This is a genomic window from Paenibacillus sp. JNUCC 35, assembly GCF_058269095.1.
In genome coordinates, this window is the sequence record NZ_CM177771.1 from 5,729,936 (window position 1) to 5,748,852 (window position 18,917).

Sequence of the window (18,917 nt, forward strand, 5' to 3'; positions counted from 1 at the left end):
CTATCCTTTCAGGCCGCCCACATTGATGCCGGCGGTTATTTTACGCTGCAGAAAAGCGTACAGCACGAGCGTCGGAATCATTACAATGACGAGGCCCGCGAACAAAGCGCCCCAGTCGGTCGCGTAACGCTGCACTTCCATCAGGTAAGCGATGCCGAGCGTGAGCGTTCTTTTGCTTTCCGTCGTAATAAACGAAAGCGCCATAATGTACTCGTTCCAATGGGACATGAAGTTGAAAATCGCTACCGTGATGAGACCCGAACGCGCCATCGGCGCAATAATGCGGAAAAGAACGCCGAACCGCGAGCAGCCGTCGATCATAGCCGCTTCCTCGTACTCTTTCGAGATACTCTCCAGGAAACCGCACATCAGGAAAATCGTGAACGGGATGGTCGTAGCCGAATAAGCGAGCACGAGTCCGAGCAGACTGCGAGCAGATGAATGTTGCCCAGCAGCATAAACAGCGGGACGATTTTAAACGCCACCGGGAAGAACAGGGCGACCATGTACAGCTTTTTCACCCAGCGGAACACTTTGAAGTCGTAGCGTGCGATCACATAAGCGGCCATAAAAGACAGCGTGATGCAGATCGCCATCGACAAAACGGTCACGATCACCGAATTGAGAAAATAGGAGCCGATACTCGCTTCTTTGAAGGCGTTCACATAATTGTCCCACTTAAAGCTTTTCGGCAAAGACCAGGGATTGTCGTAAAATTCGTTCGTCGATTTGAAAGAAGTGGTCCCCGTCCACACAAGCGGATACAGAACGATGACGCTGTAAATTAACAGTACCACCCGCGCAGGCACATTGGAAAGAAATGTTTTCAGTTTCATGTCAGCCCCCCCCTAATATTGGACCGAATCGCGGCTCATCAATTTATCGCTTGATAGCGTTTACTTTTTTTGTCGGCCGTTCTGTGTCTTCACCTCCGTTCCCTTTTACCATACTGAAATATCCCCCCGCTTGAACATGAACAGAAATGACCGATGCTTGCACTTTTTTTACTTGTTTTCGAGGCAGCAAAAAGAAGCTCTGCGGCAGAGCTTCTTTTTTACACGGTTCATGTACAGCGCGCACATTCCGTCCGGTTATTTATTTTTTTCGTGTAAAACCAGTTGCAACAGCCCGCATGTTTAATCTCGTCCGTCATAATTTCGAATATTCAATCTCCGTACGGTCAGGAACCCCGCCAACCCGTCCGATTTTGGAACACCTGCGCCTGAGGAACATACGCTATAAAATAATGGCTTGCGGGATAAGGATGAAAAAAATGGACAACGAAGACGGTAAACGTATTGTCACGTTGACTGCTTACGAATTCCCTCGACGTGTTATCCGTGCTGATAGACAAGGATCAGAGAATTGAAATCGTGCTGGAGGGCTCGATCCGGAAAAAAACCGAAGCGGACCGGGTTGCGGAGGAGCTTGAGAACATCAGTGTCGCAGAGCTCATAGAAGCGTTAATACGGAAAGGTTAAGACTGTGGATATGGCGCTTTAATCAAGGAGCCTAAACCGCTCCAACTGGTCGTGAATGCCTTCTTTCCGTAAGATTTCTTTCTGCTTGGGGCCGATCAGGTCAAAATGCGGAAACGGGGCCCGGTTATGAATATACCGGGGATTCAGCCCTTGGGAGATGCACCAGTCGGACAAGCGGTCGAGGTCGGAACAGCCGACTTTCGTGACCGTCGTGATTCCGGGAAAGCGCGGCTCCAGCCAGTAATGCGTCAGGTAAGCGATGTCTCCCCGGGAAACCGCCGCTTTCCAGCGCTGCAGTTCCTCTCTTTTCACTCCAAAAGCCACCGGTTCTCCTCCTTTACGGGTAGGATGATGTCATGCGTTTAAAGCGGCTATAAGCGCCGGTCGCGTGCCGCCAACCAAGAAACTAATTATACCGCAAAAAACCGTCGGGCAACATATGCCCGGCGGTTGTTCGCAATACGTTGCGCCGTTATTGCGCGGCTGCCCATGATTCGGCGGCGGCGCGCAAATAATAAGCCAAACCGATCTGCTGGCTCTCCAGCATCTGCCGGTGAAAATCGTCTTCCATAAAAAACTTCGCCTGGTTGACGTAGTCTTGAGGTCCGAATGCGTGACCCGCTTTGTTCAGAAAATCCAGATGGTCCCGGAGCAGCGTCCGCACGTCTTCGTGATCGAACTTCACTCCGTTTTTGAGGGCGTCGGCCATCCCGTCCGTAAACCGCTTTGCCTCCGCAGCCTGTTCGTTCAATGCCTCCACGTCGATCGTTTCTTTCTCCAGCAGATCGTACCCGTACGTTTCTTTCAAATACTCGTTCTGCTCCGTCAGCGCCTCTTTCCATTCCTCTTCTCTGCCGAATCCTTTGAACATGTCTGCCATTTCCATTCTTTCTCCCTCCGAGGCGTACCGGATGGACTGCCGCAGCGTCCGGAGAAGCTGTTCCAGCCGCACCTTCCGCGCCGTAAGCAGCTCCTCCTGCTCCGATAAAACAGCTGTCCGCTGCGGCTTTTCTTCCAGCGCCCTCCCGATTTTTTCCAGCGGCACATCCAGTTCCCGGTAAAACAAAATCTCCTGCAAGCGCTGAAGCTCCTCCATCCCGTACAGCCGGTAGCCCGCTTCACTGATCTCCCGGGGCGGAAGAAGACCGATTTTGTGGTAATGATGCAGGGTCTTTACCGTTACACCCGACACCCGCGCGGTTTCCTTGACGGTCAAGAGCTTGTCGCTGAGCATGGTATTCCTCCTTTCCTGTCAAAGTCTAAAGGCTCCTCCAAGAGGAGGGTCAAGACGAATCCGCAAAAAAATTTATATCTTTCACCGGCAACCGGGCATTAGCAGGGGATACGGCAGCTCTAGGTTTGCGACTTTTTGGCTCTATTTCTCCAGAAGAGGAATAAAACCGCCGCTGCGCAGCCGATAACCAGGACGAGACTCGTTTCCGGGATGACCAGAAGCTGGGACAAATTGTAGCCCCACTGCCGCCCGATTCCGTAAAAAATGAGCGTCCATACCCAGGCTCCGCTATATGCGTACAGAGCGAATTTGGCATAGCGTGTGCCGTATGCGCCCATAAAAATCGGCACGATATACCGGACACACGGGATAAAACAGCTGATGCAGAGCGCTGCCGTGCCGTACTTATCGAGAAGCTGCTCGGAAGACGCGAAATACCGGGCGAATCTTTCCTTTCCGCGCAGCCGGTTAATCAGTCGTTTGCCGAATACCCGGCCGATCGCAAACCCGATCGTAACTGCCGTGATCAGCCCCAGAAAAATACACAGATAAACGAGCCAGGGATTAAGCAGCCCTTCGGCTCCGATAGCGCCGCCTGTCATCACGGTCACTTCATTGGGCACCGGAATGCCGAAAGGCCCCAGCGCCAGGGCCGCATAAAAAAACGTATATCCGTACTGGTCCACCAGCTCCAGGATGAGATCCCCCATCGCCCTCCGACCCCCTTCGTGTATATATTAGGTACCTTTACGACTCCAATCTTAATCTAAAATTGTTACGTTTTTTTGATGGAGGACCTGAGAAATACCGGGAATACCGGTGCCCGCAAAAAAAGAGGATACAAATAAGCGAAACGTCACCTTAGGACAAGGATCGGTTTCGCTTTGTTGACGTTATGAATTAACTGGAAGCGGCCTGCTCCCGGAGATTCCATCCGAGGATGCCGCATTGGCCCTCTCATGCCGCCGCAGCCGTTCATTCCGCGTGTAAAAGCCTCAAGCTTCCGGTCAAGGGATCGCTCCACTTGAGCAGGCCCGGGCCGCCGGTCAAGGGGGCGGTTCGAACCGCTAGCGGCGGCTAAGGGGCCCCGCCCTTAGTCCGCTCCGTACCGGAGCAGCATACCGAGCGCCGGTTCGCTGCCGCGGAAGTTTTCGTACGCTTCCGCGGCCCGGCCGAACGGAAGCGAGGTCAGCAGCGGGGCCGCCGAGATGCGGCCTTCCGCGAGTAGACGGATGTACTCCGCGGTATTGCGGCCTTCCGTCCAACGGACGTAACCGACGGGGTAATCCCGGTTGTCGCGCTCGTACATCGGATCGTAGCGTCCGGGGCCTCCCGCCCGGGAGATCAGCACGCGGGCCTCCTTGCCGAACATCTGGCCGCGCGAGAAATTCGCGCTCACGTCGCCGACAAGGACGACCGAGCCGCGGTCCCGCAGCCAGCCGAACGCGCGGTTGATCAGCGGCTCGCCGTCGCCGCCCACGCAGAGCAGGACGCTGTCGGCGCCGAGGCCGCCGGTCACCCGCGCGAGCTGCGCTTCCAGCTCGTCGGCGTCGGCGAACGCCTCCACGCCGCGGGTGCGCAGCCGCTCCGCGCGTCCGGCGTCAAGGTCCAAGCCCGCCGTCCGGATAGCGGCGGCGGCGGCGATCTGCGCCGTCAGGTTGCCGAGGATGCCGAGCCCGACCACGACGACGGACTCGCCGAACCGCAGGTCGGCCGTACGCAGCGCGTGGATCGCGATGGCGCCCAGCCCGGCGAACGCCGCCTCCTCCGGCCGGACGTGATCCGGCACCGGGGCGGCCAGGTTCGCCGGAACGGCCAGCGTCTCGGCGTGCCGGACGTAAGGGGCGCCGTAGCAGGCGACGCGCTGTCCCGGCTCCAGGCCGCGGACGCCCTCGCCGGCCTGCGCGACGATGCCGACCGCGCTGTATCCAAGCTCGACCGGCGTCTCGCCGGACCGGCGGAGCATCGACAGCTCCGTTCCGGGGCTGATCGCGGAATACTCCGTCCGGATCAGAATATGCCCCGGAAGGAGCTGCGGTTCCTCCAGTTCACGCAGAACAATTTTTCCGTGTTGTGCCGCAACGCATTTCATTTGCTTTTTCCTCCATACCCTTCGTCAGCTTCCCGTATGTCCGCCCGATTGCAGCCTGCTTATGGAGAGAGTGGTATTCGGGCGGGGTATCCCGGGGACAAGCGCTGTGACGTTATTCGATGTCTCGTCATTCGTTTTCTCGCTATTCGATGTCTCGTCATTCGCAACACATGTAACTCCGTTATTCATGTTCTCGCTAATCTTTATGCCTTTAGTTAGGACGTTTTAATTACGCTTCATTAATTATTGCGCCGTGAGTCATTGTGCCGCGTTAATGTTTGGGTAGTTGTTCTATTCGGATGACGTAATTTTGGCCTCATTAAATTTCATGAGGAGGATAAGCTTACTGCCTTTAATCCGGACACCTCTATCTTCATTCAGCTATCTTACACTTTCATCATAAGGCCGTTCTTTATCGCCCCGGTCAACCTTTCTCCAGACAATCTTCGTTCCTCGCTTCAAGCGATCCTTGATCACCTGAATCTCTTTCCGCATCCCTGTCAGGAAATCGACTTCCTGCGGTATTCGCTGGGCGAAATGCCGTTGTATTTTTTAAACGTGCTCGTAAAGGTCGACGAATTGAGATACCCCGACTTCTCGCCGATTTCCGCAACCGACCAGTCGGTCGTTTTCAGCCATTCCTTGGCGTGCGCCATACGGACCTTGTTGAGATATTCCACGAAGTTGATGCCAAACGCTTTCTTGAAGTAGTTCGAGAAATATTTCGGGGTCGTGCCCAGCAGCTCGGCCATATGATCCAGGTGCAGATTTTCCTTGTAATGCATGTTGATATACTGGGCGATGAATTCCGCTTCCAGCTTCGTGTCTCCCGCCGGTTTCCGCCATTCCGCAAAGCGGCGCGCGGCATATTCCAGCGCGGTTTCGATCTCCCGGTAGTCCACCGCGTGATGAACCGACCGGATGAAGCCGTCCTGCATTCGGATCAGCTCCTGCTGGTCGACTTTGCCCGGCTCCACGTACTGCTGCATGTGATAGTACATGCACTCGGCGACGGGAACGAGCTGGTGATGGTGGACATGCCGTTCGGCGTTCTTCGCCAGGATGGCGCGGATCATCGCAAGGCATTCCTCCACGTTCCCACCCGCAAGATGGTTGGAGAGCTTCTCGATTTCATGCAGCGGGAAATACACCTTCCACGTATACCGGATCGCCTGCGTGTCCGTGACGGGGCTGGCCTCCGAGAGATCCCGGTACATCAGGCCCCGCTTAACCTCGCGGTAAGCGTCCTGGCAGTACTGGATCTTCGAGGCGTAGAGTCTGCTGACGGCCGCCATAACGGCGACGTCCTCCAGCGGTCCGCTCCCGGCCTGCTTCAGCATCTGCCCCATGCGCCGGATGACCGGCTCGCGGTCCGAAGGCCGGTCGAGGCCGATCAGCGCCAGGAACTGCAGGCTTCCCGCGTGGAAAACGGCGCAGTGGCCGCCGGCCTCTCCGGCCGCTTCACGCAGCACGGCCTGCAGCGCCTGCTCCAGGGAAGCGGCCCGCAGCGGCGCCGGCGGTTCGCTTCCGGCTTCCGGGCTTTCCTTCGGCCGCAGATGAATGGCGGCCATCATGAATTGGCCCGTCTGGAAGAAATCCGCGAAGATATGCTGCATCCGGTTCTCGAATTCGCGCGAATGCGAGAATTCGTCGAGGGCATGTAGGAACACGCCGCGCCGGATTTCGGAATGCACCGTCTCCATCTGGATTTTGACGGAGGCATTCTCCAGTTGGATCTGCTCGATGCCGCTGCGGATACGACTGTAATCCGCCTGCGGTTCCGAGTTTTTGCCGCCCAGCAGGCGCACCAGATCCCGGATCGGCCGGTACAGGTAGTGGCTGAGCAGGATGGAGAGGCCCACCGCCGCCAGAATGGCGATAATCATGATCATCCGGTTCCAGGCGACTACCGGCGCGGTGCCCGCCAGTTCCACCGGCATTTTATCAATATAAATAAAATCGTTATAGTCGGATTTATAAAACAGATACTCGTAATCCCGGCTTTTGACCGTCGCTTCCTGCCCCGGGTTAAAATACACCTCGTTCAGCATTTCCACGAGATCCCACTCCGGGTCCGTGCTCAGAATACGGTTGCGCTCGGAATCCATCACCATCAGGGAAGTGCCCTGCATCATCGCGGTCTGGTTGACATGCTTCAGCAGCTTATCCACGTCGATCAGCAGCATAATGTTGTACGTCGAAAGCTGATTGCTTCCCATCAGCACGATGAGATTGCGGTTCTGGACTAGCCGGTCCGCGACTTTCACCTTGAATACGCTTGCAGGAATTACTTTCTGAGTGCGGTTCGTCTCGGCAAAAGACTTCCAGTACTCCGCGTTGTACGTATCGTGCCGGTACTGCTCGTTGAAGAGCGCCTGCAGATTCGTCGTCCCTTGTGAAGTAATCGCAAAGGCGGACCCTTTCTCGAACAGAACGACTTCTTCCAGATAATCCATCGATGACACCAGGGTCGTCATGTTTTTCTGCATCAGATACACGTCGTTCATGTTGATCCGGTCATCCTCCATCACCTCCCAAGACTTGTAGGGCAGGGCGTGGATCGAATAGATGAGGTCGTTCATTTCTTTGAAAGCTTGATCGAACGACCGGATGACGTGCTTCACAACCAGTTTGTTATTCTCGCTGACTTGACGATAAATACCCGAAATCGAATTCTCGAAGACCAAGTAATTGGATGCGAACATGACAACGGCCACGAGCAGAAGCGAAAAGAAAATCTTCAGCAGCCCCATGTTCACTTTCCAGCGGATCCTCGGCATATTCCGTCCCCCTCGCTCTTTAACGGAAATGACGCTGTTAGTTCCCTTAATCTTCGACATCCGGCCGGGCATCCCTTCTAGCCTTTTTCGGAGCCGAGCATAATGCCCTTGGCGAAATATTTCTGGGAGAACGGATAAATCAGCAGCACCGGAATCATCGAAATGAAGATGGTGGCGTTTTTCATCGCTTCCGGTGTCAGTGCGGCCTGGTCCACCAGCCCCGATTCCTTGGCCTGATCGAAGATAAGCATATCCCGGAGCACCACCTGCAGCGGATAGAGGTTGGCGTCGTTGAGATAAATAAGCGGCAGGAAAAAGCTGTTCCAATGGCCCATGAAGTAGAACAGACCGATGGAAGCGAGCGCCGGCTTGGACAGCGGAATGATAATGCTGAACAGAATCCGGTACTCCGACGCGCCGTCGATCAGGGCGGATTCACGCAAGGACGAGGACATCGACTCGTAAAAGCTTTTGAGAATCAGCAGTTCGATCGTCCAGATCGCGTTGGGCAGCACGAGGGCCCAGACGGAATCCAGCAGGTGAAGCTTCTGCACGACGATGTAGGTCGGGATAATGCCGCCGTTCAGGAACATCGTGATCACAATGGCGATCATAAAATATTTCCGCCCGAAGAACGTCTTCCGGGAAAGCGGATAAGCGGCCACGGCCGTCATCAGCAGGTTGATGAAAGTGCCCACGCCCGTGTACAGAATCGTATTGAGGTAGGCGCGCGGAATACGCGGATTTTGCAAAATCTCCTTGTAAGCGTCCAGGTTGAATCCGCGGGGCCACAGGAACACTTTGTTCTGCACGATGTAAGCCGAATCGCTGAATGAAATCGCGATGATGTACAGCACCGGATAGACGGTTGCGGCCGCGACCAGACTGAGAATGATCACATTCATCAGATCGAAAAGACCGAATTTGCGGAGTTTGCTTCCCTTTGCGGTTACCATAAGCTGCTGCCTCCTGCTCTCCGGCTGATCATATTGCTGACCAGGAGCATCACGAGCGCGACTAGCGCCTCGAACAATCCTACGGCAGCGGCATAGCTGTAGTTCGTTTCAAGCAGACCTTTGCGGTAGACATACGTTGAGAACACGTCCGCCACGTCGTAGGTCATCGGGTTGTAGAGCAGAAGCACCTTCTCGTAGCCGATCCGGAACATCGCGCCCGTTTTCAGGATGAACATGATCGTAAGGGTCGGCAAAATACTCGGAATCGTGATATAGCGCATCATCTGGAATCGCGTACAGCCGTCCACCCGAGCGGCTTCATACAGGGTCGGACTGACGCCGGCGATTGCGGCCAGGTAAATAATGGCATCGTATCCGATCGTCGCCCAGATTTCCGAGGACACGTAAATGGTACGAAACCATTCCGGGTCGATCAGGAAATAGGTCCTGGTAAAGCCGAGCGCCTCGATAATCGTATTGAGCAGCCCCCGGGTCGGCGACAGGAAATCAATAATCATGGACGAGATAATGACGACGGACAGGAACGCAGGCAGATAGCTTAACGTCTGCACCGTCTTTTTGAAAAATTGCAGGCGCACTTCGTTGAGCAGCAGGGCGAACAGGATCGGAAACGGAAAGCCCCACAAGAGAGTAAACAAACCGAGCAGGATCGTGTTGCGGAACAGCATCCAGAAATCTTGGCTGGAGAAAAACGCTTTGAAATGCTCCAGTCCCACCCATTCGCTGCCCAGGATGCCTTCATAGACGTTGTAATTTTTAAACGCGATAATCAGCCCGTACAGGGGGCCGTAGCGAAACAGGATGAAGAAGACGATACAGGGAATGAACAAAAGCAGGAGCTGGCGGTCCCTCTTGATGTGCCGCAAAATTTCGGCTCCTCTGGAACGTTTCGGTTGGCTGACCGCCGTTTGGGCCAGCTCGGACTGTGCCGGTTGCATGCAGGGTACCTCCTTCAAGGCGGAAAGGGCACCCGACTGATTACGGATGCCGTCCGTCTTTGCTCTGTTTCTTTATGAAAGGCGCGCTTATTTGCTGTCGAACCGTTTCTGCGCGTTGTTGTAAGCTTCAATGTAGGCGGAAGCGCCCATTTTCTCGGCCGTTTGCAGCCATTCATTCCACTGCGCGTCCCCGTAGCTCTTGTTCAGAATGTACTTGGTGCTGAACTCGTTGGCGGATTTCTGCAGAGAGGTCAGGACATCGGCGATTTTCTTCGTTTCGGGATCGGTAAATTTCAGAACGGGGTCCAGCACGTCGATCTTGTTGTTTTTGACCATCTTGTCCTGGGCCTCTTGCTCCTTCTCCGTAAAGTTGTAGTACACGCTGCGGCTGTCCGCACGGACGTACAGCCCTTCCAGCCAGAGCCCGTAGCGGTCCTTGAGGACGCCGATGTCGACGTTCGGCACGTCTTTCAGCTCGGGATAGACGGCCTTGCCGCCTTCCATCTTGAAGGTCTCTCCTTCGACGCCCATCGTGACCAATGCCGCCCCGGACGGGCTGGACAAGTAATCGAGCAGCTTGAGCGCCACTTCCTTGTTCTTGTTGTTGGATACGACGATGCCGTAATTGTCGATCTTGGAGAGCTGCTTGATTTTGCCTGTCGGTCCTACCGGATTCCCGTAGCGCAAGTTGTAGTCCGGGTTCTGGGACTTGACCTGGTTATGGAACAGATCCAGGCGGCCGATCCAGTCGAACGTGACGAAAGACTTGTTGTTCGTCGTCATTTTGGCGGTCCAGGACGCATCGGTGTCGGTGACGAATTCGGGATCGAGAAGCCCCTCGTTGTACAGCTTCTTCATGAAATCGAGCATTTGCTTATATTCCGGCTGGATAAAAGCAAGCTTCCACGTCTTCGCATTCTCGTCGTAGGCGGCCGGATAACTCGCTCCGCCGATCCCCCAGCCCGGCGCCCAGTCCCGGAAAATATAATCTTTCGTTTTGGACGCGTACGGATAAGAAGTCGGGTACGCTTCTTTCAATTTTTTCAACGCCTGATAAAATTCCTCGGTGGTGTTCCATTCCGGGATGCCCAGCTTGTCGAAAATATCTTTGCGGTACAGGAAGCCGTGATTGACATCCCGGTTGATGTTGTAAATCGGCCACGTATAGAGGTTGTCTTTGTCGTCGGACCAGGACTTCATCACCCAGCTGCTGTCTTTGTTATCTACATAAAGGCTTTTGAAGTTAGGCAGCTTGTCGAGGTAGGAATTGATCGGAGTCAGAGCCCCTTGCGAACCTAATTTGTTGGCTTCCGCCGATGTAAGTCCGTGAAAAACGTCCGGCAGCTTGCCCGAGGCCATCACTACTTTTAATTTATCTTTGTAGTTGGCGGTGGAATAGGCCTGGATGTTCAGCTTGATGCCGGTCCTTTTCTCGATTTCCTTCACGATGAGCTTGTTGCTCAGATCCGGATTGTCGCTGACCAGCATCCAGTTCAAGGTAACGGGTTCGTCTACCAGCGGAAGCTTGAGCCCGCCCGTGTCCCCGTAGTCTGCCGCGGCGGCGCTACTCGGTTTCGTACTTGCAGAAGATGCCCCCTCCTGCTTGCCCCCGGCGCACGCCGATGCGATCGTTGCAAACAGCGTCAGGGATAAAAACGTCGATAGAAGCTTACGGGTCATACTTGTGCCTCCTTGACCTCAATGATGGATTTGCGCTTGAGGTGTTCCGGCTTTCCGGTGTTCGGCTTCTGACGCCCCTCAGCACATCCCCAGTATAGAAAGCCGGGAGAGATTCCGTAAATAAAGCGTTTTCATAAATCTGTGGATTTTTCTCGCCTCCTCCCCGGAAAATGATCAAAGTCCTTGACAGGCAAGGGATGGAGACGATGTGGAAAATGATAAAGCGGTAGAAAATAATAAAATTTCCGTTCTTTGCGCAAATGTCCGAGGACATAAAAAAGATCGGGGATTCCTCCCCAACCTTGCTTCTGCATCTTGTTCCTCATCGCGGTTCTCGACCGCTTTACTTCACTGCTTGAGCTGTTCTTACTGGGACAACCCGACCGCGCGGCCGTCCAGGTTCCAGCTGCTGCTGACCGGCACGCCGAGATGTTTAAGAGCCGTTACCATAACGTCGGCCTGTCGTCGAATTGAAGGAAAATAAAGTCCGGATTTCCCGTTTTCAGCAGATCGACCGTATTGGAGGAGTCTCCTATTTCAATTTCCAGTTAATATGGAGTTCATAAATGCATGATAAATTTACGGCATGGAATACAAACCGCAGAAAAAGATTGTGTGGCCACACAGTTTTGCGGGAGGAGAACATTTGAGATGAAAAAAACTATACAAGACAAGAAACAAATGGGGAATTGGCGGCTGTTTCTCCGCATGATTCAGGATACCCATCCTTCGAAGCTGCTTTTGATCGCCGCTCTCGTGATGAGCGTGGCAACGACCGGGGTCGGCTTTATCGTTCCCCTGTTTACGAAGAAGCTCGTGGACGGCTTCTCGATTCAATCGCTCGATCCGTGGCAGATCGGCCTGCTTGTGCTGGCATTCGTTCTGCAGGCGGTGGCCAGCGGCCTGTCCATTTACCTGCTTAACCGGGTCGGTCATCATGTGGTGGCGAATTTGCGCGACCGTTTGTGGAAGAAGCTGCTCCACCTGCCGATCTCGTTTTACGACACGAATGAATCCGGCGAAATGTTAAGCCGGGTAACGAACGATACCGCTGTCGTCAAAGAAGTCATCACGGAGCATCTCGCCAACTGTATCACCGGCATTTTATCCATTATCGGCTCGATTATCATCCTGCTTTTCCTCGATTGGAAAATGACGCTGGTCATGCTGCTCGCGGTGCCGCTGGCCATGGTCGTGCTCATGCTGCTCGGCAAAAAAATGTTCACCATTTCCCGCGGTATGCAGGAAGAAACCGCCAAGTTTACGGCGGTGCTCAACCAGGTTCTGCCCGAAACGCGTCTGGTCAAAGCGTCCAATGCCGAGGAAATCGAATACGAGCGGGGAAAAACGGGCATCACGAACCTGTTCCAGTTCGGCCTGCGTGAAGCGAAAATCCATGCGCTGATCAGTCCGCTCATTTCCTTCGTCCTGATGGCCGTGCTTGTCGCCATTATCGGATACGGCGGCGTCCGCGTATCGTCCGGAGCGCTGACAGCGGGTGATATGGTCGCCTTCATTCTGTATCTGATCCAGATCATTATTCCGGTCACCCAATTGACCATGTTCTTTACCCATCTTCAGAAAGCGATGGGCGCTACGGAGAGAATGATGTCCGTCCTGGAGCAGGACGAAGAGAAACTTTACGACGGAGCGGTTTTGAAGGACGTCTCCCGGCCGATTCATGTCAAGGACGTCGATTTCGCTTATGGAGACGAGCGCATTTTAACCGGGCTGAACTTTACGATCGAGCCGGGCAAAGTAACGGCCATCGTCGGACCGAGCGGCGGCGGCAAAACGACGACGTTCTCGCTGCTGGAGCGCTACTATAAGCCGACGGGCGGCGCCATTACGCTGGGAGACACGCCGATCGAGCAGTTCTCGCTGAACTCCTGGAGAAGCCATATCGGCTACGTCGCCCAAGAAAGCGCCTTGATCTCGGGAACGATCCGCGATAATATCTGCTACGGGGTCGAGCGGGAAGTGACCGACGCCGAGCTGAACAAGGTCGTGGAGATGGCGTATGCGAGCGAATTCATCGCCGAACTGCCGCAGAAATTCGACACCGAAGTCGGCGAACGGGGCATCAAGCTGTCCGGCGGCCAGCGCCAGCGGATCGCCATCGCCCGCGCCCTGCTCCGGGACCCGCAGATTCTGATGCTGGACGAAGCGACATCCAGCCTGGACAGCCAGTCCGAGATTTACGTCCAGAAAGCGCTGGACAATCTGATGAAGGGCCGGACGACACTCGTCATCGCCCACCGACTCTCCACCGTCGTGGACGCCGACAATATCCTTTTTATCGAAAAAGGACATATTACCGGAAGCGGCACGCATGAGCAGTTGTTCCAGACCCACTCGATGTACAAGGAGTTCGCTTCGCAGCAGCTGAGGCTTCAGGAAGCGTAAATTTCGCAAAGCTAAGACGATGATAGACTATTCAAAAGGAGGCACAGCCGATGGCGAACATTCTGGTTGTCGACGATGATGCGCATATCCGGGAGCTTGTGCTGATCTTTTTGCAGGCGGAGGGACTGCAGGTGTTCGAGGCTGTCGACGGGATCGACGCGCTCTCCCGGCTCGAAACTCACAAGATCGACATGGTCATTCTCGATATTATGATGCCGAAGATGGACGGATGGCAGCTCTGCCGCGAAATCCGCGCCCATCACGGCGACCTTCCCCTGCTTATGCTGACCGCCAAAGGCGAAACGAGCCAGAAGGTCAAAGGCTTCAATCTGGGGACCGACGATTATCTCGTCAAGCCGTTCGAGCCGGCCGAGCTGACAGTCCGGGTAAAATCACTGCTGAAGCGGTACCGGATTTCGGTCTCGCAGGCGGTGGAAGTCGGCTCGGTGACCATGAGGCGCAGCACCTACGAGCTTCTATGGAATAACGAGAGCCTGACGCTGCCCTTGAAAGAATTCGAGCTGCTGTTCAAACTGGGAAGCTATCCCGGCAAAACGTTCTCACGCGACCAGCTTATCGAGGAGATTTGGGGCTACGATTACGCGGGCGACGAGCGGACCGTCGATGTGCATATCCGGCGGCTCCGGGAGCGGTTTCCCGAGGAAGACTGCGGTTTTAGAATCCGCACGATACGGGGGCTGGGCTACCGCCTGGAAACGGCGGAATGAGGAGAAGCTTCGCGGCCCGGGTCCGTGGGACTGTCCTCGTTCTGCTTGCCACCGCAGCCATTATGCTGCTGTGCACCTACGTGGCGTACACCGGCTTGCCTTTCCTGTATTCCCTGCTCGGCGCGGAGCCGGGCCCGTACTGGAAGCAGGCGACTTTCGCCGCCGTCGTCTTCATTCTCTTCATCGGCTGTGTCGGAGCGATTTCTTCCTTAATGAGCAAAAGACACATGCTCGTCTGGGATATGATCCAGGACGCCATGCGGCGCATCGCCAAGGGCGATTTCTCCGTCAGCATCGATTTGCCGATGGACGAGAAGGATCGTCTCGGCACCATCGTATCCAACGTGAATCAGATGGCCGTAGAGCTCGGAGCGGTGGAAAAAATGCGCCAGGAATTTATTTCGAACGTCTCTCACGAAATTCAGTCTCCTCTGACTTCCATCCAGGGCTTCGCCAAGGCGATCAAACGGGAAGATCTGTCGCCCGAAGCGCGGCTGCGCTATATTACCATCATCGAGGCGGAGAGCGAGCGCTTATCCAAAATCAGCGACAATCTGCTCAAGCTGACTTCGCTGGAATCGAAGCATCACCCCTTCGAACAGGTTACGTACAGGCTGGATAAGCAGCTTCGCAACGTCGTGCTGGCCAATGAACCGAAATGGCTGGAAAAGAAGCTCGACATGGAGGTCGAGCTGGAGCCGGTAGTGTGCCGGGCCGACCGGGATCTGATGAGCCAGGTGTGGATCAACCTCCTGTCCAACGCCATCAAATTTACGCCGGAGGGCGGTACGATCCGTATCGGGCTTTCCGCCCGGGAAGGCCGTGCCCGCGTGAGCCTAGCCGACACCGGAATCGGGCTGACCGAGGAAGACCGCCAGCATGTGTTCGAGCGCTTTTACAAAGCGGACAAATCCAGAACTTCCTCCGGCGGAGGAAGCGGGCTGGGGCTGTCGATCGTGCAGAAGATCATCGAGATGCACGGCGGCGAAATCTCGGTCGAAAGCCGGCCGGGCGAAGGCACCGTCTTTTTAGTGGAGCTGCCATTGGAGGCTCAGGAACCGGACGCGTGAAAATCCCGTTTTCCGCTTGTCCGCCCTTGGAAGCACAGGGACCCGATGAAACATAAGCTCCTCTTTTTAAAAGCATACCTGTGCCGTGACAGAGCCTATGTCCGAAGCCGTGTGTGCCGTTTTTTCCGTGTTGCAGAAAGACTCCCGCCAAGAAAACCGTTGTTCAATTCTTCCGATTCCACTACAATGTTGATAATCATTCTCAACAAGTGGAGGCGTATCGGATATGAACAAGGTGACGAGGCCGGAGTCTTTTTCAATTTTTGACACCTACTTTGAAGCTATGATCCGTCATCACGGAACTAACGGGACTGAACGGACTGACGGCAAGTCCGGGCACACGTTGTCCCGGCTGGAAATCGTCCGGACCGACTGGACCATCCGCCGCGAGCGCGAAATCCGCTGCGCCTCTGAAGCCGCCATGGTCGAACTCAGCTTCTGCTTCGAAGGCAGCGGACAGGTGGAGGTTTCGGGCAGCGCCCACGACTTGCAGGAAGGTTCGTGCTCCCTGCAGCTCCTGCGCGATTTCAGCGCTTCCTTCCGATATGAGCAGGGTGCGCGGGTGCGGACTCTGGCGTTCGGGATGCCCGTGTGGCTGTTTAATGCGTACCACGGACCCGTTGCCGCAGCTTCCGCCAGTGCGTTTGACCGCCTGCTGGGCACGGATTCTTTCCGGCAGTTCCGCTGTCCCATTCTGCCCGCTACGAGGAGGCTGCTCCAGGAATTGGAGGACTGTCCGTATACCGGAGCGATGAAGGGCATGTATCTGGAAGCCAAAGCGTTGGAGCTTTTTGCCGTTTATACGAACCGGTTTTTGTATGAGAGCGATTCGCAAGCCCCCGTATCCGGCACGCTAAGCCGCACCGACCGGCAGAAAATCCATGAAGCGAGGGAAGAAATCGTCAACCGGATGGATGCCCCGCCCTCCTTGCTTGAGCTCTCCCGGATCGTCGGGATTAACGACTACAAGCTGAAGCTGGGCTTTAAGGAGCTATACGGAACCAGTGTATTCGCCTATCTCCGCGAACAGCGGCTTCATAAGGCCGGCGAACTTCTCCGCACGGGCGATATGTCCGTCAGTGAAGCGGCGGCCCGGGTCGGTTATATGAATTTCAGCCATTTTGCCGAGGCTTTCCGGCGCAAATTCGGTGTGAATCCGTCCGTTTATAGAAAAGAACCGCGATAAAATCCGCGGAAGGGCCGTTTCATCCGCCGCAGGGTAGCCGCTCCTCCTCACCCGTTGTATGATCATTCTGAGTTTAAGTGAGAATGATTATCATTTGATGAAAGAGAGGAATTTACCTCATGCGGTTTACCGGAAAAGATTTTCGATTAGGCGGCGCCCTGCTCCTGCTGTTGTTCTCAGCGGCTTGCGGAACCGCCGGACAGCAGTCAGGAAGCGGTCAATCGGCTGCGGAAGGGGCGGACGGCGCCTCTGGCCAAGCCGCCGTCCGGACCATACGGGACGCCGGCGGCGAAGTCACTATCCCGGTTAAACCTCTGCGCATAGCGGATGTTTCCGGTTCCACCGAGGAGCTGCTTGTCCTCGGTTTCACCCCCGTCGTCACAGGCAACACGGAGATGAGCGCGCCGACTCAACTGACGCCGATCCTGCAGCAGAAGCTGGGAGGCGGCATCGTGAAGGCAGGCTGGTTCCAGAGCGAAGTCAGTCTGGAAGCCATTACGGCAGCTAACCCGGACTTGATCCTGGCCGGACCGGCACAGTCGAAGATTTACGACCAGCTCCGGACAATCGCCCCCACCGTGCGGGTCCCATACGGGTTTAACGCATTCCGGGAACGCTTTTCCTTCTTGGCGGAAACCCTGGACAAGAAAAAGGAAATGGAGGATTGGAGCAGCCGGTATGAAGCGGAAAGCCGTAAGCTAAAGGAGCAAATCACGAAGCTAACGGGTACTGAAACTTTTGCCGTGATCGAAGCGACACAGAAAGAAATCCGCGTCTATGCCGAGACAGGCATCGCCGATATGCTGTACCGCGATCTCGGGCTGCCCAAACCCCCAGGGACGCCCGATCCCGACCCTTGGGGCGGGAAGGTGCTGAGCCTGGAAGCACTGCCCGCCATCGATGCGGATCATATCGTCCTCTTGGCGGACAACGAGCAGAACGCGCTGGAACAGAGCCGGCTGTGGGGCGGGCTGCGCGCCGTAAAAGCGGGCCATGTCTACCGGGTGACGAGCAGGCAAAGTTACAACGAGGCGTTCTTCGCACTCGGCAAAGAAAATCTGATCGGGCAAATCGCCGGGGATATTCTGGAAAAAAATAAGCGTTAAGTACACTGCTGACGCCGAAAACGCAAAAAAGCCGGATCTCCGTAAAAGAGGAAATCCGGCTTTTTGCTTACTTCCTGGCTTTGGGTTTCGGGTTTCGGGTTTCGGGTTTCGGGTTTCGGGTTTCGGGCTTCGGGTTTCGGGCTTCGGGCCTCTGGCTCGGCTTCTTTCCGCGCTCTATGCCTTCGCCTCTAGCGGTTTTGCCGTGTGCTCCCCCGCCTTTCAGCACGCCCGGTACCGGGCAAGCGGCCTCCCGCAGCTTCGGCTAGTCTTCGAGGTATTCCAGCAGCAGCTCCTGCAGCTCGCCCACGGCCGATGTCCGCAGGCTGTAACCCGTGACGGTTTCCCCCGTCACATGGGCTTTGAGCAGACCCGCGCACCGCAGGCTGAACAGATGCTCGTGGGTGATCCCTTTGGATATACCCAAGTAACGCACCACCTCGATAAAGCTATGGGGCTCGCTGCGCAAAAAGCGGAGAATCCGCAGACGGCTTTTCTCGCTCAGGCTGCGGAGCATCCGGTACAGCTTCGGTGACGGCCCTTCCTCGTGATCGTGCCCGGGCAAACTGGCCGGGTACTGGCAGAGCGTAACGGGCCCGAAGCTGTAAAACACATTCCCCGGCACAAAGTGAACCTGCGGGGTCAACACGACCTTCTCCAGGCTGCCTCCCGGCTCGAAATACATGCCGCTTGTCGTCTGTTCCGCCAGTTCGACGGCAGGTATCCGTCCGATGAGGGCGCGGTTCTTCTCCGCGTCCTCTTCGAGAGCGGCTACGATGCCGGGCTCAACCTTGGCGAAGTACTGGCTGTTCCACTCCGACAGGAGGTGGACAAACTTGTCCCGCACCGCCTGCATGTCGGCGGGAAAGTTCTGGATGTACGGCGACAGGAGAACGTACAGATCCCCGAGGGACAAGCTTTCAAGCCACCGCAGGAAGCCGGGCACGCTTTTCTTTTCGGGAGACAAATAGGCGAAAAGAAAGATCAGCCGCCACTCCGGCGATAAATCCGTCGAATCGAGCTCCTGCCGGAAATCGTCCGTGAGTCCCGTACGGATTTCGGGGGCCCAGTCCGGGCCGAGATCGATTCTTTTATACCAAATCTTGCACAAATACGTATGCAGACTGACGATCAGTTCGTTCGCAGGCTGAAACGAAAATTCAACTTCATATGCCAATGCCGTTCACGCTTCCCTTCGAACCCAGGCTGTAGCTGTCTGGTCGCCTGTACGGTATGCGCCCG

At 55.5% G+C, this 18,917-nt stretch carries 16 protein-coding genes; 5 read left to right on the forward strand and 11 right to left on the reverse strand.

The window, feature by feature from the left end; genetic code table 11:
* From AC2TF6_RS25940 to AC2TF6_RS25985, 10 genes are all read right to left on the reverse strand, one after another.
* Entirely contained in the window at window positions 1-414 is a 414-nt protein-coding gene (locus tag AC2TF6_RS25940; RefSeq protein ID WP_491309116.1) for a carbohydrate ABC transporter permease, read from the reverse strand.
* On the reverse strand, window positions 369-836 hold the full coding sequence (locus AC2TF6_RS25945) for a carbohydrate ABC transporter permease (protein WP_491309117.1): 468 nt from the start codon (window positions 834-836) through the stop codon (window positions 369-371). Before AC2TF6_RS25945 ends, AC2TF6_RS25940 begins: the two co-directional genes overlap by 46 nt.
* Window positions 837-1,499: 663 nt before the next feature.
* Entirely contained in the window at window positions 1,500-1,805 is a 306-nt protein-coding gene (locus tag AC2TF6_RS25950; protein ID WP_491309118.1) for a hypothetical protein, read from the reverse strand.
* Between the two features lie 148 nt (window positions 1,806-1,953).
* Window positions 1,954-2,715, reverse strand: coding sequence for a MerR family transcriptional regulator (locus AC2TF6_RS25955; RefSeq protein ID WP_491309119.1), 762 nt, complete (start codon window positions 2,713-2,715; stop codon window positions 1,954-1,956).
* 119 nt (window positions 2,716-2,834) lie between these two features.
* A complete protein-coding gene (locus tag AC2TF6_RS25960; protein WP_491309120.1) occupies window positions 2,835-3,425 on the reverse strand; it encodes a DedA family protein in 591 nt (196 codons plus the stop codon).
* Between the two features lie 383 nt (window positions 3,426-3,808).
* Window positions 3,809-4,807: a zinc-dependent alcohol dehydrogenase gene (locus tag AC2TF6_RS25965; RefSeq protein ID WP_491309121.1), complete on the reverse strand. Its 999-nt coding sequence runs from the start codon at window positions 4,805-4,807 to the stop codon at window positions 3,809-3,811.
* Between the two features lie 500 nt (window positions 4,808-5,307).
* Entirely contained in the window at window positions 5,308-7,587 is a 2,280-nt protein-coding gene (locus AC2TF6_RS25970; protein WP_491309122.1) for a helix-turn-helix transcriptional regulator, read from the reverse strand.
* Window positions 7,588-7,664: 77 nt separating this feature from the next.
* Window positions 7,665-8,543 (reverse strand): carbohydrate ABC transporter permease, encoded by an 879-nt coding sequence (locus AC2TF6_RS25975; protein WP_491309123.1) that lies wholly within the window; start codon window positions 8,541-8,543, stop codon window positions 7,665-7,667.
* Window positions 8,537-9,502, reverse strand: coding sequence for an ABC transporter permease (locus AC2TF6_RS25980; protein ID WP_491309124.1), 966 nt, complete (start codon window positions 9,500-9,502; stop codon window positions 8,537-8,539). Before AC2TF6_RS25980 ends, AC2TF6_RS25975 begins: the two co-directional genes overlap by 7 nt.
* Before the next feature lie 87 nt (window positions 9,503-9,589).
* On the reverse strand, window positions 9,590-11,182 hold the full coding sequence (locus AC2TF6_RS25985) for an extracellular solute-binding protein (protein WP_491309125.1): 1,593 nt from the start codon (window positions 11,180-11,182) through the stop codon (window positions 9,590-9,592).
* A gap of 651 nt (window positions 11,183-11,833) precedes the next feature.
* Between AC2TF6_RS25985 and AC2TF6_RS25990 the strand changes: the two genes are divergently transcribed.
* The 5 genes from AC2TF6_RS25990 (at window position 11,834) to AC2TF6_RS26010 (ending at window position 17,678) form a co-directional block, all read left to right on the forward strand.
* Window positions 11,834-13,588 (forward strand): ABC transporter ATP-binding protein, encoded by a 1,755-nt coding sequence (locus AC2TF6_RS25990; RefSeq protein ID WP_491309126.1) that lies wholly within the window; start codon window positions 11,834-11,836, stop codon window positions 13,586-13,588.
* A gap of 50 nt (window positions 13,589-13,638) precedes the next feature.
* Window positions 13,639-14,316 carry a response regulator transcription factor gene (locus AC2TF6_RS25995; RefSeq protein ID WP_491309127.1) on the forward strand — a complete coding sequence of 226 codons (678 nt, stop codon included), beginning with the start codon at window positions 13,639-13,641 and terminating at the stop codon, window positions 14,314-14,316.
* On the forward strand, window positions 14,313-15,386 hold the full coding sequence (locus tag AC2TF6_RS26000; protein WP_491309128.1) for a HAMP domain-containing sensor histidine kinase: 1,074 nt from the start codon (window positions 14,313-14,315) through the stop codon (window positions 15,384-15,386). The genes AC2TF6_RS25995 and AC2TF6_RS26000 overlap by 4 nt, the downstream gene beginning before the upstream one ends.
* Before the next feature lie 226 nt (window positions 15,387-15,612).
* Complete coding sequence (locus AC2TF6_RS26005) at window positions 15,613-16,572, forward strand: helix-turn-helix transcriptional regulator (protein ID WP_491309129.1); 960 nt, start codon at window positions 15,613-15,615, stop codon at window positions 16,570-16,572.
* Between the two features lie 119 nt (window positions 16,573-16,691).
* Window positions 16,692-17,678 carry an ABC transporter substrate-binding protein gene (locus tag AC2TF6_RS26010; protein WP_491309130.1) on the forward strand — a complete coding sequence of 329 codons (987 nt, stop codon included), beginning with the start codon at window positions 16,692-16,694 and terminating at the stop codon, window positions 17,676-17,678.
* Between the two features lie 262 nt (window positions 17,679-17,940).
* Here the strand turns inward: AC2TF6_RS26010 and AC2TF6_RS26015 are convergent, their stop codons facing one another.
* Complete coding sequence (locus tag AC2TF6_RS26015; protein WP_491309131.1) at window positions 17,941-18,852, reverse strand: winged helix-turn-helix domain-containing protein; 912 nt, start codon at window positions 18,850-18,852, stop codon at window positions 17,941-17,943.
* Window positions 18,853-18,917 lie beyond the last annotated feature (65 nt).

Excerpts from the sequence above, each read along its gene's own strand:
- AC2TF6_RS25945 (WP_491309117.1), bottom strand. The coding sequence starts at position 836 with ATGAAACTGAAAACATTTCTTTCCAATGTGCCTGCGCGGGTGGTACTG.
- AC2TF6_RS25955 (WP_491309119.1), bottom strand. The coding sequence starts at position 2,715 with ATGCTCAGCGACAAGCTCTTGACCGTCAAGGAAACCGCGCGGGTGTCG.
- AC2TF6_RS25960 (WP_491309120.1), bottom strand. The coding sequence starts at position 3,425 with ATGGGGGATCTCATCCTGGAGCTGGTGGACCAGTACGGATATACGTTT.
- AC2TF6_RS25965 (WP_491309121.1), bottom strand. The coding sequence starts at position 4,807 with ATGAAATGCGTTGCGGCACAACACGGAAAAATTGTTCTGCGTGAACTG.
- AC2TF6_RS25970 (WP_491309122.1), bottom strand. The coding sequence starts at position 7,587 with ATGCCGAGGATCCGCTGGAAAGTGAACATGGGGCTGCTGAAGATTTTC.
- AC2TF6_RS25975 (WP_491309123.1), bottom strand. The coding sequence starts at position 8,543 with ATGGTAACCGCAAAGGGAAGCAAACTCCGCAAATTCGGTCTTTTCGAT.
- AC2TF6_RS25980 (WP_491309124.1), bottom strand. The coding sequence starts at position 9,502 with ATGCAACCGGCACAGTCCGAGCTGGCCCAAACGGCGGTCAGCCAACCG.
- AC2TF6_RS25985 (WP_491309125.1), bottom strand. The coding sequence starts at position 11,182 with ATGACCCGTAAGCTTCTATCGACGTTTTTATCCCTGACGCTGTTTGCA.
- AC2TF6_RS25990 (WP_491309126.1), top strand. The coding sequence starts at position 11,834 with ATGAAAAAAACTATACAAGACAAGAAACAAATGGGGAATTGGCGGCTG.
- AC2TF6_RS25995 (WP_491309127.1), top strand. The coding sequence starts at position 13,639 with ATGGCGAACATTCTGGTTGTCGACGATGATGCGCATATCCGGGAGCTT.
- AC2TF6_RS26000 (WP_491309128.1), top strand. The coding sequence starts at position 14,313 with ATGAGGAGAAGCTTCGCGGCCCGGGTCCGTGGGACTGTCCTCGTTCTG.
- AC2TF6_RS26005 (WP_491309129.1), top strand. The coding sequence starts at position 15,613 with ATGAACAAGGTGACGAGGCCGGAGTCTTTTTCAATTTTTGACACCTAC.
- AC2TF6_RS26010 (WP_491309130.1), top strand. The coding sequence starts at position 16,692 with ATGCGGTTTACCGGAAAAGATTTTCGATTAGGCGGCGCCCTGCTCCTG.